The sequence below is a fragment of the Laspinema palackyanum D2c genome (assembly GCF_025370875.1).
GTDB lineage: Bacteria > Cyanobacteriota > Cyanobacteriia > Cyanobacteriales > Laspinemataceae > Laspinema > Laspinema palackyanum.
This window is the reverse complement of record NZ_JAMXFD010000052.1, coordinates 1-15,356: the sequence shown is the minus strand read 5'-3', so window position 1 is coordinate 15,356 and position 15,356 is coordinate 1. Positions and strand designations below refer to the sequence as shown.

Genomic DNA, 15,356 nt, shown 5'->3' with positions numbered 1-15,356 from the left:
TTCAAGCCCCAGGCTAAAAATCCCTGAATGTAAAGCTTTCAGCCCTCATTCTTAACTTTTGTCAGTCAACCAGGCTTTTGGCAGTAGTCTGAGATGGACTTTATCTCAGCGAGGACGGAGACGATCGCCACTCCAATAATGAGCAAAATAAATAGCAAATTCAGCATGATTAGTATCCTATGTTACAGTTCTTTGAACCGTTCGATAAGTTCGTGTGAGAGGTGGTCTTGGGCAACTCGCACGGGTAGATGTGCTGCATCGGTGTATCCGGCGATCGGTTCCCTCAGTCGCAATCCATACAGAGGTTCGTCACTGGGAGTTTCCGTATCTAATGCCAGATAAACGCGATCGGGTGCATACTGGCGCAACAGTCGCACCTGCAATCGCGTTTTCATTTCTTGCAAAGATTTCGCTAATTGGGGAATATCCCCAAAGCTTTCCGCGACTTTCCAAGCGTGATTGACGGCGTGGATTTCGTCGATTAGCTGTTCTGGGGATGGATTTAACAGGGTTGTCACCCTGGATTCACTATTCATTGGGGTTTGAATCTAGAGGTAGAGTTTGGGTCAAACCCGCGTTAGACCGGGGAGTTAGCAGAAAATGGGTCGGCGATCGCCCCAGCTACTCGATAACGATGGTTTTATTAGATTTTTAAAAGAGGGACTTCTGACTAGGGGGGCGCGGCGATCGGGAACTGCGATCGCTTTTTACCGTCAATAATCAATTTTGCTGATTACCAATTAAAGCTTTTCTAATGTTTCCCGTCATCCGTATTTTTACTGGATTTCTTTGACAGATGAGGGATCCATGTTGGCTCCTCGGGGATGGCAAGGACCGATCGCACAGTAGATTGACCATCAGCAGAACTCCTGAAATAGAGGGTTACACTTACTTATCGTCGTAGCGGACAACTTTTACGCAAATTGGGAAAAAAAGTTTTTGGTCATTGGTCACTGGTCCCTAATCCCTGGACAAATGACCCATGACCAATGACTAATCCCTACTGCAATCGACTACAACACCCCCCGATCGCCTCGTCTGCGAGATGACCCAATCCAATGGATTCCAGAAGTTCCGTCCATTCTGCGGCAATCTCTGCATTCCCTGGATTATCGCGGCGCAGTTGCGCGAGGGTTGTGAGGGTTTCATGCCACAACCCGTTCGCTGCATAGAGTTCGACGCGCTGCATCGGTGTTGTTGCGGCTTCTAGTTGACTGATTAATGTGCTATCTGCTGCAACTCGTTGGACTACTCCTTCTACATAGTCGTCTTCGGCGCGAATTCTGGGATTGCATCGATAGGAGAATTGCCACAAGTATTGTTTGCCGATTTCTAAGGGGGGGATGTTTTCCGGTAGGCGGAAACTGACAATCCCTGGGGTATCGGAAATCGGGACGACGGTTTTGTAGACTTCGGTTCTTTGTTCATCCAGAAGGACGAACTCTACTTCACGGGGTAAATTGGAAGGATACGGCACATAGAACCAGAATGTGGGATGTCCGGAGAGGGTATAATTGACTTGAGATGCGATTAATCCGGTCAAGGGTTTATCCACTGGCGGACATGAGGTGCGACTCCCGGAACCTTCGCGATCGTCTGGCGGTTCCGGATCGGGGGGTTCAAATGTGGTGGCGATCGCCGAATTGGGTGATGGCATTTGACGAATGTCCCGGCGTAATTCAGTGCCCGATGTGCCGTAAACTCTGGTGACGGGTACGATGCCGGTGAAGACTATCAGACCGATCGCGATCGGCAATTTCGCCGGGTTCGATGGTTTCCCCAAAGGATGTGACAAGGTTCTACTCCTCCATACAAGTTGACATTCTGTTTACCTATCGCAGTTTGGGGATAAATTTACGCAAAGTTGTCAATTGTTATGGGTCGGTGGTCCTTGGTCACTTGTCTTTAGTCCCTTGAGAAAGGACAAATGACCAATAACCAATGACCAATGCTAATGCTGGGGGGATGAGGGGAACCCAGGTGCTTTGGAGGAATAGCAGATAGCAGAGGAGATAGAGAAGTGTAATCGCCAGGGGGATGGCACTGAGTCTCCTGATTCTCCCTCGAATGCACCAGGCGATCGCACTTCCTACCCCTGACCACAGTCCAATCCAGAGCACTTCTCCCCACCCACTCCATACGCTAATCAGAGGACGTTCGTCTAGTGCGGCACTAAGTATCTGACTCACCATCTGTGCTTGGATCGTGACTCCTCCAACTTTTTTAGACCCCAATTCTGTGGCACTGTACGGGGTAAAAAAAGATTGAGCGTTAACGCTGGTGGTGGTGACACCAATAATCACAATTTTGTCTTTGACGAGGTTGGGGTTAAAATCTCCTGCTAAAACTTCCGTGAGCCTAACCGTTTTGGCAAGCGGTCCAGACCGATAATTTAACATCACATACCACCCTCCGGTACCCAGGGTTTTGTATCCTCCGGTATTCGGTTTCATCGGGTCAAAGATAGCTTTTCCCATAGAGATTCTGCCATCTTTAGCCAATTTTGGTTTAATGTTTTCAGCTTTGAGATATTCGGTAGCGAGTTGAAAGCTCAAAGAACTGCCAGTTTGGCATTCCGGTTGCCGTTTCATAAACAAGAGATGACGACGCAGAACCCGATCTGGATCGATGAGCACATCATCAAATCCTAATTGTTTCGAGGGGATTCCGACAGGCGATCGCACTTCTTCTCCATTGGATTTCTCAAAGCTACAGACTGCAAACAAATTCGATTGCTGCTGCATCTGAGCAATTAATTCCGCATGACCCGGAGGAACGGGTAAATCTCGATAGAGGGTTAAGCCGATTGCTCGCGGTTGATGTTGTTCTAATTTCTGCAACAGTTGGGTTAATGTGGCATCGGAAATCGGATATTCTTTCTGCAATTGCACATCCGATTCAGTAATTTCAACGATTAAAATGCGCGGATCTAAGGGTTCCGGAGGACGCGATCGCAGGAAGTGGTCATACGCTTTGAGTTCCCATCCCTGCAAGAGTCCCAATTGGCGGATTATAATCATCATCAAGGTGACGGCTAAAGGGATGAACGCCACGGTGCGATCGCCAACGTTAGAGGATTGCTGAGTTTCTACTACAGGTTGCGATCGCCAACGCATTGGCACTTCCGCAGGATTTTGACAGATCACCGGCAACCAACTCGCACAAGGAAATTGATCTTCTACTCCTTGCAACCGTTCCCGCGCTTGTCGCACCGCTAAATAAAAGGAAGACCCCCTAGAAAAAGCCTTAACAAAATTCACCAAAAATAGGTGCGCCACCCCATCGGCAACGGATTCTCGCATCACAATAATTTGGGGAATTTGTAAATCTGCCAGTTCTTTGGCTAATCCCAACCCCTCGCAAGAATTAAAAATCGCCAACTGCAATCCGCGAGCAATTGCCGTTTTTAGCGCTGATTTCAGATGAGAAATGCCAATTTTATCTCTCGGATTGATAGCAAGTAATCCTCGGTTTCCCCCTTCTTCGCTTTCACTATGACCGGCAAAAAATAAAATATCCCAACCGCGATCGTCCCACAACTGTTCATCAACCTCCTGACGGGAGGGTTCCACCAAAAACACCGTTTCTGCATCAGGAATGTCTGATAAAGTAGAGCGATCGCCTGCGATATCGATGCCGTTGCTATCTCCCAAAATGGCTAAAATTCTCATCTGCTTTCTGTGATGAGATTTTTCCACGCGCTGATATTGAGGAGCACTTAAAGCAATTTCGGCTTTGGGATAATCAGACAAAAACTTCCAGAAATGCCAGGGTAAACGCCGCACCGATTCATCATCGGTTTCCAGAATTACTTGGATTTCATCGGAGTGGTGGAGATGCGATCGCAACTGGCGATCGATATTTCTAAATTCCTCCGCATTCACCCATTCATCAATCAGTTGAACATATTGATGGCAAATCTCCGCAAACTCGACTTGAGAAACATTCGTAATATCTTCTCGCTCGATTTCGATGCGCGGATGCCATCCGGGAGTCCGATAAAGTGCTTGATAAATTAAATGCCACCGCCGATAAATCGCCTCTAATTCAGTCGCGGGAGGTAAAGCGCCGATAAATTTCAACGGACGCGGATTGTCCGGTTCCCAAAGCAGCGCGGTAACGTTGGGGAAACCACCCAGCAAATTGCCATATCCCAGATTGATAACAACTACTTTTGACAAGGGAAAACGGTTTTAAATTTCAAAGTGTTCGACAATTGTCGCATTTTCTAGCGCAACTTGGATAGAAAACCGTTCCCCCGGTTCACCCGTAAAGCGGGGAAGTTGGATATAGTTATCCTGACGCCGGGAACGCACTTCTTGGAGAACATCCCCCTCTGGTGACAGCAATGCCAATCTCAGATTCTGCGGTAAATAAGTTTCTCCATCGGGGGGATAGAGTCGCACTCTGACGGCAATGCGATCGCCTTCTGGTGTTAGTGCCACCAACAACACCACCACTTGGGTAGCAAACTGTATTTCTAAGTCTATCAGTTTTGCGCGTTCCACTCCCCCATCCCCTTCTCGGGGAGAATTTCGGAAATGATAAGCGAGTGTTTCTTCCCCAAAAATTGCTGCAAACGATTGCCAAGACTCGGCAAAAGAGCCTTGCAACCATTGACTGAGTAGCACCCTAGGAGAGTTGGAGGCGATCGCATTGTTAGAAGAAACCCCAAGGCGCAACTCTGCCAAAGTTGTTAGTAAGGTTTCAATCGGTTGCAATTGATTCAGTGCAAACTGTTGAGAATCAATCCGGTTGATGAATCCCAAAATCGTTGCTTCCTTCAGCGAGTCTTGAATTTCTACCACCACATACCCCAGGCGATCGCACCAAACTTCCCGGGGAATGTGACAAGTGGGTTCATGTTCTCGCATCGGACGACATTCGATCCGTCCCAATCCCGTCACGGGTAAATCAGCAACATTGCTTCCTAAACGAGCGATCGCATTCCAACTTTCTGCCGCACTCACTTCAGTAGCAATTCCCATCCATTCCAAATAATCCTTCACCACGCAAACAGCCAAAGTATTAAAATAAACTTGTTCAGCTTTCTGCCGATTCGGTTGTTCAAGTGCAAACTGCTTCGCAAGGCGGCGCGAAGTTCTAGCAATTAACATCGGTATAGTAAGATTAGTCATTTGTTATTTTTCCTTGGTTATTTGTCATTTGTCATTTGTCCTTAGTCATGGGTAGGGTGGGCAATGCCCACCGTAAATAGATGGGCAGTGCCCACCCTACAAGTAAGTAGTCATTTGTTATTTTTCCTGAGTCCCTAGTCAAATGACCAATGACCAACAACCCATGCCACTCCCTTCATAGATATCCTTCCGATTCGCCAAATTTACGCAACTGAGGCATACATTTACGTTGATAAAAGCTGCTGAGGGTCGAAACCGGCAAATCCAATTCTGCGGAAAGGTCCTCCCAGGCGGTTTCTGGGGGTAAGCGTCGCCGAATTAACACTTGACAGGTGATATCTTTTCGACCTCGAATGTGGGTCCCCTGCAATTCCCCGTCGGGGTCAGTTTCCACCCAATCTCGGGTCGCTTGCAGTATCGGCGGGATATCCAGAGGGGCCGCAAAGGTATCCAAAAACATCAGGGTGTCGTCGTCATCTGCCGGTTGTGACGCCGAAACTGTGCGATTTTTCTGGTGTTGCGCTTTGATGGCACTATCTTTGAGTCGCTGCTTCAGGTAAAAATTCAGCCAAGTGATGACGTGACTGCGATCGCGGTCGTATTTATCTTTGGCGGTGGTTGCTTCACATAAATTCAGGCAAAAATACAGCCATGTTTGTTGCCACACTTCTTCATAATAGGGAGTATATTCTCGCCAAAGCTTGCCTGATTGGACAATCAGCCGGTACAGTTGAGTCAATCCTCGCTGGCGTTCGACCGTTTGGGGAGGGTGACGACAAGTCTCCTCAATCAGAGATTGTAGTGGGTCGTTTGTCATTAGTTGTTGGTCATTGGTCATTGGTCATTTGTCCTTTGTTGCTGGTTTTCCGCTTACCTCTTCCCCTGTTCCCTATTCTCTGTTTCCTATAACTCAAATGCGTCTAAAAAATATCTCGTCCTGCTTTTTCCTTGTTGGGTTTATTGTTTTGGGTGAAATCCAGTTTATCAAATTTCTGTCTCCTCAACTTGAACTGTTGCCGGTATTGGCACAAACTGGGGAAGAAAGTCTCAATGAAGAAGCGCGGCGATTGTATGAACTGGGTTATGAACAGACCGATCACGGCAATTTTCAGGAGGCGCTGGCGACATTTGACCGCGCTTTGGCAATGGCACAAGAAATAGGCGATCGCCACCTAGAAGGGGTGATTTTAAATGATATTGCTGTTATCTATCGCATCCTCGGTGACTATCCCCAAGCGTTGCAATTTTTAAACCAAGCGTTTACCCTACGTCAAGACATTAATGATACCTCGGGAATCGGACAAACTCTGGTCAATTTCGGTGCAGTTTATCAATCCCTATCCGACTATCCCCAAGCGCTCGAATACTATCAGCAAGCCTTGCCAATTCTCCAAGGGGAACAGGAACGATATGGGGAAGCAGTCATTCTCACCAATATGGGAGAGATTTACAGACAGTTAGGACAACCGAAAAAGGCATTGGCTTCATTTGAAAATGCTCTATCTCTGTTTGAGGAAGAGGGCGATCGGTTGGCAATGGGTATCGCTTTGGCAAATATTGGAGCCGCCTATGATGCTCTCGGGGAGTTGTCCGAAGCCTTAGAATTTTATCAGAAAGGTTTGGCGATCGCCACCGAAGTAGAAGATACCCTCGGCATCGGTCAAACTTGGATTAATATCGGCGCAATTCATGAAAAATTAGCCGATTATCCCCAAGCAATCCAAGCCTACGAGCAAGGATTGGCGGTGATGACAGAGCTAGGAGAGTTAGATTCTATCGGACAAGCCTTCAACAATTTGGGTTCAGTTCATCGACGGATGGGGGACTATTCTCAAGCCTTAGAATTCTACGATCACGCCTTAGAAATTCGGGAAACTATCGGCAATCGAGCAGGGATGGCGGTGACGCTCAATAATAAAGGGGTCGCGTTATTTGAAGCCGGAAAACTTCCCGAAGCGACGGAAACCTTATATGCAGGAATTGATGTTTTAGAATCCTTACGTCCGGGATTGAGCGATATCAATAAAGTTTCCATTTTCGATAAATATCGGCATACTTATGGCGTGCTGCAAAAAGCATTAATTGCCCAAAATCAAGCCGAGAAAGCATTAACCGTGGCCGAAAGAGGTCGCGCTCGGGCTTTTGTGGAGTTAATGGCTAAACGGCTATCTCCAGAAGCGGTCCAAGAATTTGCAAACCGTCAAATTCCTCCCCCCACCATTCAAGACATTCAGCAAGTCGCAGCAGAACAAAATGCGACGTTGGTTGAATATTCAATTGTTGTGGATAATTCCGCTAAAAATTCCGCTTTGTTTATTTGGGTGGTAAAACCTACAGGGGAAATCACGTTTCGGCAAGTGGATTTAAGCCAGTTAGAAAGATTTCGTGATAATTTAGTCCCGTTTTTGGTCGGAGAAGAAACCGACGCGCAACCGGAACTCCTGTTAACGGGATTGGTGCGAGGCAGTCGTTCTTTTATCACCGAAACACTGCCTAGCATTCCAGAGAAAGATGTTGACCCGATATACTTAAAGAAACTGCATGAATTATTGATAGTACCCATTGCCGATTTACTTCCCCAAAATCCTGAAGAGAAAGTGATATTTATTCCCCACCAAGAGTTGTTTTTCGTGCCGTTTCCCGCGCTGCTGGATGAGAGCGATCGCTATTTAATCGAAAAACATACGATTCTCACATCTCCCGGGATTCAAGTGCTACAAATCGCTCGCAAAGCAAAACGGCAGCGCACAGGGGAAACCGCAGGTGCTTTAGTGGTGGGTAATCCGGTGATGCCGATTTTTGAGAGAAACCCAGGAGAACAATCAGAGGGATTAAAGAATTTACCCGGTGCGGAACAAGAAGCGACTGCCATTGCCGCCATGCTGAATACTCAACCGTTAATCGGAAGTGAGGCAACCGAGACGGTGGTGGTAGAACGGATGGGTTCTGCGGGAATCGTCCATCTGGCAACCCACGGGTTACTGGATGATTTTAGCGAGTCGGGGTTATTGGGGGCGATCGCCTTGGCACCGAGCGATCGCGATGACGGATTGCTCACTTCTGAGGAAATTATCCGCTTGGAGTTGAATGCGGATTTAGTCGTATTGAGTGCTTGCAGTACAGGTGGAGGAAGCATTACCGGCGATGGCATTATTGGATTATCTCGCGCCGTCATCGGTGCCGGTGCCGAAAGTGTGATGGTCTCGTTATGGCAAACCGACGATCAGGCCAGCGCACAATTGATGCAGGAGTTTTATCGACTACTTCCCCAAACCGGCGATCGGGCGGTAGCTTTAAGACAAGCGATGCTGGCAACGATGCAAGAGTATCCTGATGTGAGAAAATGGGCCCTGTTTACACTAATTGGCGAATCGGCGACTCGGTGAGACAGGGCGATTCGGGATTCAGGATAGGCGAGTTTTGGGCGATCGCGTTGTTTCATTTTAGTCGCCAAAAACCACCGAAGGTCACGGATAAAGCCCCTTTTAGTCAGGCCAGCGCCATTTTTGCCTTCAGATCATGGGGGTGAGGGCAAAAAAACGGGTCAAACTTTCTCCCGTTCATGGTTTTGGCCAGCATAAAATTTTAGAATGAAACAGCCCTCTTATTTTAGCTAATACCTCTCAAACCTTCGACTGTCATAATAAAAAGTTAAAAAAGTATTATTGTTCACTAAAATTCCTAACACAATATCTAAGTTTTCCCGAAAATAAGGACTTCCTGAATCTTCTAAATTATTAATAATTGGTTCATTCAAAACAGCAACAACTATAGCTGGTTGATTTTTGTACGGCAACTTTCTGTTTTTCATATTATTTTTCCACCGAACTATTTGTCCAACTTTAAAAGACTGTTTCTCTAAAAAACTTAAACAAGATTCTTGCAGTTCAACAAAATAATCTTCTTCATATTTTTCTATTTCTTCATCAAAATTTTCTTCTTGAGTTAAAAAGTCTAATTGTTTTTCTATTAACTCTTTGTCGCTCTGGGGTTGATTGCTCATCGGTGTATTTCCTTAATTTACTAGAGAATACTAGAGGATTTGTATTCAGAGGGTATCATGCTGTTTGGTAGTTCATTGCTAGGAATAGAACTATTAAAACTAATTTCCATTCCTTCAATTTTATTATTAAATTTATGAAAGGTATTTTGTTGATTTCCATTTTCAATTATTAGAGCAAGGCGTATTTTTTCACTAAGATACTCTAACTTACTAGATTGACCTAACTGGATTTTATCTTTATTCTCTACTCCTTGTACTATATAGAGGGAAGTTGGAGGTACTAAATGCCAGCTACATGGAACAACTTCTAGTAGCCACCAATCAAATAAATCTCGTCTCCCATAGGAACCTGGAAAAATCGCATATCCTTCTAAACAATCCTCTAAAATTTCTAAAAGGGCTGCTTTTGATTGGTGGTAATCTAAAACTCGTATGGAATTTTTAAATACATCTATAGCTTCATATATAACTTGTAAACTTGCCATCTTATCCCACTTAGAAGAATTAATTTTTTTTGATAAAAAATACTCTAATTTTTTAAGCTTTTCTGCCTGAAATTGATAATTAACAACTCTTGACCTAGCTAGTGGATCAATTATGTTGGATAATATCCATTTTTCTATAAGATGTATTGTTTGCTTTGTAAAACCATTTTCAGGGTTATAGTATTCTACGGTTGGCTCTACTAATACAGCAAAAATTAGGGTCATCCATACATAACGGATCTGACAGTATGTCTTATCCCTTTCATGAAAAAATTCTAAAACTTCATTTAAGGCATCTTCAAGAGATACTCTTCCATCTGCCTCGGGTTCATAAAGTTCTTCATAATGCTCCTGATTAATTTTGTTCAGCAAGGCTTTAAGAGGTTCAGGTATCTTATCTAACAGTGTTAACTTCCTTTTAGAAAAATAGTTAGGTGACTGGACCATAAACATTGCCTCCATTACTATCAATTGGGTAAATAGGGATGGTCCCAAAAGAGTTTGACCTCTATATTCGGGAATTTTTGCTCAAACTGCTTAATGATATGGGTACAACTTTGACAAGGTTCTAGTTCGGTGTAAAGATAAACTTTTCCTTCTACTTGAAGAGAATAGTATCTGTCAAATACATCGCCGATCACTGATAATACTTTATATTCGGCATCTGTATCCATTACCCTTGCAGTACGAGAATCTTGAATTGGCTCAAATTGTCCCCCTTCTGACTTAGACTGGGGTTTAGGAATAGGGCTTTTTTTTCCTCCTTTTGATGTGCCTCCTACACAAAACAGTATTTCATTGTTTAGATGGACTTCAGCAATCGCAACATTCGATTTAGGAAAGGGTTTGTTAAGGTATCTATCTCGAATTTTGGTACCACCCTGTTGCAAACGCTCCTTGATTAGGGTTTCTACTTCTGAAAACACCTTTTATCCATTCTTATAAGTGAATGATATAGCCAGTCTAAATCATTTTGATATAGAGATAGTGAAGCGCGATGCAAAGCCTGAACCCGGGCTAAAGCTTACCGCACTCCAAGGTTATCCGGCTTGGAGCCATTGTCAAATTCATTTAGGGTCGCTATATCAGAACTTATCTTCTGTTTTACCTCCAGGACCACATCTGTAAGCAAGGCTTTAGTTCTATCATAACTTGACATCGGCTCTGCTGTCAAGGAATTTTGCCAGAGGGTGCGGGAGCGGATGTAAGCGGAACGGGAGATCGCCTAAACAATCCTGATTCTCAATCCCTCTATTTCCCCAATTCTATGTGCTGGAATTTTTAGTAAAAATGGACCTCACTTGACTGCTAATTTCTTGAAGTTTTTTGATTCGCTCTACCTGGAAGTCTTCTGGATTTTCAACCCCTTCTCCTACATAAAGCGCCCGGGGAGATAATAAATACCAACTAGCTGGAACCACCTCTAATAACCACCAATCAAATAAATCCCGTCGTCCCGAAGAACCCGGGGAAATCGCATATCCTGCTAGACAATCTCTTAAAATCTCTAAGGTTGCTTCTTTCGCTTGCTCCCGATCTAGCGCACGAATGGCATTTTTAAAAACATCTTTGGATTCAGAAATAATCTGGAAATTGGCTATTCCTCCCTTTTTTGCCGGATTAATGGGTTCTGAAAGAATCCCGTCCCAGTTTTCAATTTCTAGCTGTAATTCAAAATGTAACTGTTTCGAGGATAAATCTGAATCAATCTGCGAAAATATCCAACGCTCTATCAATTCTAAGGTAGATTTTGTAAAGTCATTTTGAGGCTGATAAAATTCTACTGTTGGCTCAACGACTAACGCCAAAATCAAGGCTAACCAGACATATCGAAGGTGACATAAAGTCTTCCCTTGGTTTTGAAAAATATTTAAAATGTCGTTTAGCGCATCGTCTAGGCAGGCTGTTTCATCGGCCTCTGGTTCATAAAGCTCTGGGTAATGATCCTCCCTGATTTTGTTGATCAAGGTTTTGAGAGGATCAGGGATTTTATTTAATAAAGGTAATTTTTTATCCGCAGAAGATTGTACCATAAAATTCACTTTTTCCTGTTCTTTGTAAGATAGGGATAATTCCAAGAGACGATTCCCTCTAGGTGGAGAGAACAGTCGCGCTCAATCATCAAGTTTAGGGAATCCAGATTCGGTAAGATGTGAGCGCGATCGCCCCTGACTGTCCCCAGTGGCGATCGCCTCTAATTATCCCAGAGACCATCACATCCGTCAAGAGAGAAGGCTGAAACCAGATAAACGGGTCCTTCCTCTCTCTCAACCGGGCACACAACACCCCAGTCATCCCTCAATGTAGCGGCAAGCAAGCGAATCGCCTCTACATTGAGGTTTGGATTTGAAAGATTGCGTAAGTTTTAATAAAAACAAGGTGGATGATACTTGCTCAACCCACCTTGACCCTAGATGGTAGGGAAAATTTACTTTCCAGGGTATTGAGTCTCTCTACCCAATTCCTCCGTGCAATCTTCTAACTGAGTTCATCATTATCCACCCATTCATCATAAGAGGAATCATAATCGAGATAATGCACAAAACATTTTTTCCGTTTAACTTGCTGGATGATGGCGGTGTACCATTCCTCCTCATTTTCATCCCACACTTTCACCTTTTGACCGATCGCATAATCATAGTCGTCCGATGGCGAATAATTGCGATCGCGCACATCTTCTTCTTCTACCCAATCATCATCAGAGGAACCATACCCCACATAATGCACGAAGTATTCATCCGCCTTAATTTTGAGAATCGTTGCCTCATACCAATCCTCATCCTCTCCATCCCAAACTTCTACCGTTTGACCCACCGCATACCCAGACGAAATTTTTCCGGATGCTGCGGGGAGTTCCCCTAAATTAGCCGAACTCTGAGCATCCAAAATCAATTTTCGGGCTACAGTTTGAATCCCGGTATGTTCGTAGTAATTGGTCGTTTGGTCTAAAAATGCTGCCACAAAGTCTAAATTATCATCGGCAATCTGGATGAATTGACCCAAACCTTGCACAATCGATTGAGGCGTCACCCCGGTTTTAGCAACCAGGTTATTCATCCACCCTTCTACTGCCTCAAAACCCTGATTAATAAATCCCACTTTATCCGAGGTACTATTTCCGGGAATAAAATTATTCACCGCTACAAATACCGGATTTCCAGTGATGAGATTCCCCTCCGTTCCGGTCATCACTTCGTGAATTTTACCCAGGAAATTAGGGCCAAGAGGCAAGACGCCATCAATACAAACTAATGCCATCATCCGCATCAACGCCGCATCTTGATAGGTATTCCCCAAGGCAGCGGCAAATTGTTGAGGATTAGGATTCGGCAACCCATTCAGTTGGCAGTAGGCAATCAGTTCTACGACAACTTTCAGCAATAAATCAAGGCTTTGTGTCGTATCAGCTTTCGGCGTCATTTTATTTAAAAATGACAGAAAACTGATTTTTTCTCCCACCTTGTTCGCTAAAGCTGCCGTGGCTAACGCTGCATCCGCGCGGTCAACCGTCTGATAGAGTTTGATAGCGGTTTGATAGCCTTGGTTCGGGTCGTGATACAAAGCAACCGCCCGATCGCGAATCTTCTGTATAACCTGTGGGTCACTTTCTCCGGTAATGGCTCGGATACTCTGGTCAAAACCAACTATATTATCCCACTGACCGGGCATCAAATAGTCCAGTGCCTTTAACACTTTCACCGTAATGTTATCAGCGGGTAGCTCGTCAACTAACTGAATAATGGACTTATCCACAATTCGGAATCCTCACCATAAAAAAGGTTGTCTGTAATCATAGCTTTTTCCCTATAAAATGGCGGGTTTCTTTAGAGAAACTTAATCTGGCAACTCAGAGAATATTTAGACTGCTCAAATCCGGGCTTTTTTCGCCCCTGTCCAGGTTTGGATCCGCTCCCCCTAAACCGACTGCCCTCAATCTGCGTTCTACACCCTAGCAATTTTGCTCAGAGACTAGAGAGAGGTCACACCCGTAGCGTAAAATAAAAGACTATCCCGTTTTTACCAACCCCCCTGACCCCATGTATTGCGATTACCTGGTCCAAATCCTGACCGCCCGTGTCTACGATGTTGCCCAAGAAACGCCCCTAGAGTATGCCCCAAATCTGTCCGCCCGACTGGATAATCAACTTCTCCTTAAACGGGAAGATATGCAGTCGGTGTTTTCCTTTAAATTGCGTGGCGCATACAACAAAATGGCGCAACTACCGCCGGACCTCCTGGCAAAAGGCGTGATTGCTGCTTCCGCAGGCAACCACGCTCAAGGGGTCGCCCTCGGTGCCTCCCGTCTAGGAACCCAGGCGATTATCGTGATGCCGGTGACAACCCCTCAAGTCAAGGTAGATGCCGTCAAATCCCGTGGGGGAGTGGTGGTGTTGCATGGGGATACTTATGATGATGCTTATGCTTATGCTCGGGAATTGGAGGCGGAAAAAGGATTAACTTTTATTCATCCCTTTGATGACCCTCATGTAATTGCGGGACAGGGAACCATTGGCATGGAAATTTTACGGCAACATCAAAAACCGATTCATGCCATTTTTGTGGCGATCGGGGGGGGTGGTTTGATTTCGGGAATTGCCGCCTATGTCAAGCGCTTACGTCCAGAAATTAAAATTATCGGCGTTGAACCCATAGATGCCGATGCCATGTCCCAATCTCTGAATGCGGGACATCGAGTGCGCTTATCTCAAGTGGGATTATTTGCTGATGGGGTAGCGGTTCGAGAAGTCGGGGAAGAAACATTCCGCTTGTGTCAACAATATGTCGATGATATTATCCTCGTGGGCACCGATGATACTTGCGCCGCGATTAAAGATGTATTTGAAGATACGCGATCGATTGTAGAACCTGCCGGTGCCTTGGCGATCGCCGGTGCAAAAGCCTATGTCGAACGAGAAGGCATCCAAGGCGAAACCTTAATTGCCGTTGCCTGCGGTGCTAACATGAACTTCGATCGCCTCCGCTTCGTCGCCGAACGTGCCGAATTTGGGGAACGTCGTGAAGCAATCTTTGCCGTCACCATTCCCGAAGAACCCGGGAGTCTCCGCAAATTTGGCGACTGTATTGGGAGACGAAATCTCACAGAATTTAACTATCGCATCGCCGACCAAAAAGAAGCCCATATCTTCGTCGGAATGCAAATCGCCAACCGCGCCGATGCCGCCAATATGGTAGAAACCTTTGAGGCCAATGGATTCAAAACCCTCGATCTCACTGATGATGAGCTCACTAAGTTACATCTCCGGCACATGGTCGGAGGACATTCCCCCCTCGCCCATAATGAATTACTCTACCGCTTTGAATTTCCCGAACGTCCCGGTGCTTTAATGAAATTTGTCGGCCACATGAGTCGCAACTGGAATATCAGCTTGTTCCACTATCGCAATAATGGGTCAGACTACGGGCGCATTGTCGTGGGAATGCAAGTACCCCCAGAAGAAATGCAGGAATGGCAGGCATTTCTCGATAATGTCGGATATCGCTATTGGGATGAAAATAAAAATCCCGCTTATACGCTGTTTTTGGGATAGCAAAAATTAATTGTTCTCCGGATGAAGGTTGCAGCCGGTAGAAGCGTTTCCTTCATCCTCACCTCCACCGGAACGCGCCGCCAAAAATTTCTGGGGAGGGGTATCAGCAATTCTCATTTTGGAAATTTAACTGCTATTGGGAGGAATCTCTAGCTCAAGACCCTGGAGCATGAACGTAAGC

Annotated in this window: 13 protein-coding genes; 2 read left to right on the top strand and 11 right to left on the bottom strand. The window is 45.3% G+C overall.

Annotated elements, in window-relative coordinates; translation table 11 throughout:
* Positions 1 to 182: 182 nt before the first annotated feature.
* The 5 genes from NG795_RS27860 to NG795_RS27840 form a co-directional block, all read right to left on the bottom strand.
* Entirely contained in the window at positions 183 to 536 is a 354-nt protein-coding gene (locus tag NG795_RS27860) for a hypothetical protein (RefSeq protein WP_367291851.1), read from the bottom strand.
* A 464-nt stretch (positions 537 to 1,000) separates the two neighbouring features.
* Positions 1,001 to 1,795: a DUF928 domain-containing protein gene (locus NG795_RS27855; protein ID WP_367291850.1), complete on the bottom strand. Its 795-nt coding sequence runs from the start codon at positions 1,793 to 1,795 to the stop codon at positions 1,001 to 1,003.
* A gap of 100 nt (positions 1,796 to 1,895) precedes the next feature.
* Positions 1,896 to 4,181 carry a CHASE2 domain-containing protein gene (locus NG795_RS27850; protein ID WP_367291849.1) on the bottom strand — a complete coding sequence of 762 codons (2,286 nt, stop codon included), beginning with the start codon at positions 4,179 to 4,181 and terminating at the stop codon, positions 1,896 to 1,898.
* 12 nt (positions 4,182 to 4,193) lie between these two features.
* Positions 4,194 to 5,138 (bottom strand): DUF1822 family protein, encoded by a 945-nt coding sequence (locus tag NG795_RS27845; RefSeq protein ID WP_367291848.1) that lies wholly within the window; start codon positions 5,136 to 5,138, stop codon positions 4,194 to 4,196.
* A gap of 175 nt (positions 5,139 to 5,313) precedes the next feature.
* Positions 5,314 to 5,955 carry a sigma-70 family RNA polymerase sigma factor gene (locus NG795_RS27840; RefSeq protein ID WP_367291852.1) on the bottom strand — a complete coding sequence of 214 codons (642 nt, stop codon included), beginning with the start codon at positions 5,953 to 5,955 and terminating at the stop codon, positions 5,314 to 5,316.
* Between the two features lie 97 nt (positions 5,956 to 6,052).
* Between NG795_RS27840 and NG795_RS27835 the strand changes: the two genes are divergently transcribed.
* On the top strand, positions 6,053 to 8,524 hold the full coding sequence (locus NG795_RS27835) for a CHAT domain-containing protein (RefSeq protein ID WP_367291847.1): 2,472 nt from the start codon (positions 6,053 to 6,055) through the stop codon (positions 8,522 to 8,524).
* Positions 8,525 to 8,751: 227 nt separating this feature from the next.
* Here the strand turns inward: NG795_RS27835 and NG795_RS27830 are convergent, their stop codons facing one another.
* The 6 genes from NG795_RS27830 to NG795_RS27805 form a co-directional block, all read right to left on the bottom strand.
* Positions 8,752 to 9,141, bottom strand: coding sequence for a hypothetical protein (locus tag NG795_RS27830; RefSeq protein ID WP_367291846.1), 390 nt, complete (start codon positions 9,139 to 9,141; stop codon positions 8,752 to 8,754).
* A 20-nt stretch (positions 9,142 to 9,161) separates the two neighbouring features.
* Positions 9,162 to 10,073 (bottom strand): hypothetical protein, encoded by a 912-nt coding sequence (locus tag NG795_RS27825; RefSeq protein WP_367291845.1) that lies wholly within the window; start codon positions 10,071 to 10,073, stop codon positions 9,162 to 9,164.
* Positions 10,074 to 10,093: 20 nt separating this feature from the next.
* Positions 10,094 to 10,552, bottom strand: coding sequence for a deaminase domain-containing protein (locus NG795_RS27820; protein ID WP_367291844.1), 459 nt, complete (start codon positions 10,550 to 10,552; stop codon positions 10,094 to 10,096).
* 339 nt (positions 10,553 to 10,891) lie between these two features.
* A complete protein-coding gene (locus NG795_RS27815; RefSeq protein ID WP_367291843.1) occupies positions 10,892 to 11,704 on the bottom strand; it encodes a hypothetical protein in 813 nt (270 codons plus the stop codon).
* 49 nt (positions 11,705 to 11,753) lie between these two features.
* Positions 11,754 to 11,921, bottom strand: a complete 168-nt coding sequence (locus NG795_RS27810) for a hypothetical protein (protein WP_367291842.1) — start codon at positions 11,919 to 11,921, stop codon at positions 11,754 to 11,756.
* A 183-nt stretch (positions 11,922 to 12,104) separates the two neighbouring features.
* The gene (locus NG795_RS27805; protein ID WP_367291841.1) at positions 12,105 to 13,379 is read right to left on the bottom strand and encodes a Tudor-knot domain-containing protein; all 1,275 of its coding nucleotides are present in this window, start codon (positions 13,377 to 13,379) and stop codon (positions 12,105 to 12,107) included.
* A 284-nt stretch (positions 13,380 to 13,663) separates the two neighbouring features.
* Between NG795_RS27805 and ilvA the strand changes: the two genes are divergently transcribed.
* Positions 13,664 to 15,175 (top strand): threonine ammonia-lyase, biosynthetic, encoded by a 1,512-nt coding sequence (gene ilvA / locus NG795_RS27800; protein ID WP_367291840.1) that lies wholly within the window; start codon positions 13,664 to 13,666, stop codon positions 15,173 to 15,175.
* Positions 15,176 to 15,356: the final 181 nt, after the last annotated feature.

Coding starts and splice junctions, on each gene's coding strand:
- NG795_RS27860 (WP_367291851.1), bottom strand. CDS start 536: ATGAATAGTGAATCCAGGGTGACAACCCTGTTAAATCCATCCCCAGAA.
- NG795_RS27845 (WP_367291848.1), bottom strand. CDS start 5,138: ATGACTAATCTTACTATACCGATGTTAATTGCTAGAACTTCGCGCCGC.
- NG795_RS27840 (WP_367291852.1), bottom strand. CDS start 5,955: ATGACAAACGACCCACTACAATCTCTGATTGAGGAGACTTGTCGTCAC.
- NG795_RS27835 (WP_367291847.1), top strand. CDS start 6,053: ATGCGTCTAAAAAATATCTCGTCCTGCTTTTTCCTTGTTGGGTTTATT.
- NG795_RS27830 (WP_367291846.1), bottom strand. CDS start 9,141: ATGAGCAATCAACCCCAGAGCGACAAAGAGTTAATAGAAAAACAATTA.
- NG795_RS27825 (WP_367291845.1), bottom strand. CDS start 10,073: ATGGTCCAGTCACCTAACTATTTTTCTAAAAGGAAGTTAACACTGTTA.
- NG795_RS27810 (WP_367291842.1), bottom strand. CDS start 11,921: ATGACTGGGGTGTTGTGTGCCCGGTTGAGAGAGAGGAAGGACCCGTTT.
- ilvA (WP_367291840.1), top strand. CDS start 13,664: ATGTATTGCGATTACCTGGTCCAAATCCTGACCGCCCGTGTCTACGAT.